Here is a 1,958-nt window from a genome sequence, read left to right as displayed (position 1 = left end):
CACTCACTAAGGGAGCAGGAATCGTGTTCATTGCTATAATTGACGTTTGTGCTACGGAGTTTTCGACAGGCCCCATCTTCACAACTATCTGGGCCTCTGCTTGATCCGTCACGAGCACATAATCAAAGCTGGAACCAAGTGCCTTAAACCAGCGATCAAATCCTTCTTGGAATATAGACTTTAGCTCATCACTAACCGTTGTGTCAAAGTAAATTTTGAGTCCTGCCTGACTGGGAGCTTTCCAATAATAATACTCACTCTGATTATAGTTTGGTGTAAGTTGGCCTGTGTGCAATCCCACAGGTTCGTAAACGGCAGTTATAGTCTCACCTGTATTGAGAGTGGCGGGGAGATCGTTGACAACGGCCGAAGTACTGAAGCGTATGCCATTATACTCCCAGCCTGCAAAACGCCGATCACCATAGCTCTCTGGGACACTCAGGAGATTCGTTGCGCTGATCTTACTCTTGGCACTAAGCCCGTTGCCTGGTGATACTAAATTGGAAATACCTAAAACGGAGAGTGGGATACTACCACGGGTTCCGCTCACAGTGATGTTATAACTACGAAGTTGTGTTGGTGAGGGAATCGCCGCTTTTACCGGTGAAGACGATGATAGGCTACCACCGCCACTACAACCCATCAAAGGAAACACTGAAATGCTTGATATCGCAATTGTCGCAAGAAAACGACTCATATTTATTCTCTCCAGAAAATTAGATATGTTTTATTATGGAGAGATAGTCAATCAGGGTTAGTAAAGTTGTTAATTTACGGTATTTACCCCTGTATTAACCTATTAAATCCAGAGGTTCGCATTTTTAAAACTAGTAGTACTACTTTTTTCACACCACTATTTACAGATGACGGATACGCAATTGTGCCCCGAGTTGTGCTAGTGTTTTGTGATCGGGTATATGGTTGATCAGAATCGTTCGGCTCTGGCCTGGTGCCAGATGAAAGCCGTTATCGGAGAGGTGGGGCTGGTGGGAAACTCCCTCAAAGTAGAGTGTGACAAACGCGGCGAAGCGCTGCGCTTGGATGGTGATCGAGTGCTCAGAGACAAACGTCCGCAGGCCAGGGTCGGCGAGGCGCAGGTCTTTGGGCTCGGCGAGCAACAAGAAGCTCTCCAGAGGCTCCCCTTGATCGGGTGTCAGCGTGGCGTGAACAAAGACATCCATGCCTGCATCGGCGATAAAACTAGGGATGGCAAGCGAGAGCGCCGCACCGGATGCGGCATTGGCAGGGGCGACGACGGCCTGTTCCGCTACCGAGACAGGCTCCCCTTCAAAGGTCAGGAGGTGCAAGCTCAGCTTTCCAGGAATTGCCACCAAGGTATCGTTGACAATATGAGCTTCGATGGTTCGCCCCGCGCGCTTTAGAGAGAGCAGGAGCGGCGCATAGGCACGCTTAATGGCAAAGTAGGCCAATTTGTGCTCGCCGGTGCTGTCTATTACAGACCAGGAGTGCGTGGGCCAGCAGTCATTGAGCTGCCAGAAGAGAGTTCCCCAGCAGCGTCCCTTACGCCGTCGCCAGTGCTCGATACCGAAGGCGAAGGCGAGCGCCTGGTTGCACTGGCCAAAGTAGACAAGGTCAGCGAAGCACTGCGGCTCGGGGAAGTGCATCTGGATAAAGCCCAAATATGTCTCGTAGCCCTTGCGGGTCTTGTCGTGCCAGCGGGAACTCAGTGAACGAACGGACAGATCCTCAGGGGCAAGAGCCGACTGCCATGCTGTCAATCCTGCAGGAGCAGCGAAACCAAACTCACTGGAGAAGCGTGTGTCGCACTTTTCGTAGTTAACCCAGTCGCCATTGCTGCCTGCCTCCTTGGAGTGCCAGACATTCCAGTAGTGACTATCGCCGCTGTTTTCATCCCGACAGTCCGCGCCACCGAAGGGCGAGTTGGGCCAGTAGGGAGTCTGGGGGTCTTCTGCCTCCAAAACACCCGGGAGCGTCTC

The 1,958-nt window shown here is 51.7% G+C and carries 2 protein-coding genes; both read right to left on the bottom strand.

Features of this window, described 5'->3' with window-relative positions; genetic code table 11:
- The coding region (locus RMO15_RS16790) for a hypothetical protein (protein WP_309714599.1) at positions 1 to 697 on the bottom strand (697 nt) is incomplete at its 3' end.
- Between the two features lie 160 nt (positions 698 to 857).
- A partial coding sequence (locus RMO15_RS16785; RefSeq protein ID WP_309714598.1) for a glycoside hydrolase family 2 protein occupies positions 858 to 1,958 on the bottom strand: 1,101 nt, incomplete at its 5' end.

Origin of the sequence: Armatimonas sp., from assembly GCF_031410135.1 — a bacterium.
Taxonomy (GTDB): Bacteria; Armatimonadota; Armatimonadia; order Armatimonadales; family Armatimonadaceae; genus Armatimonas.
The sequence above is the reverse complement of the archived record's forward strand: the minus strand, read 5'-3'. Positions and strand labels throughout refer to the sequence as shown.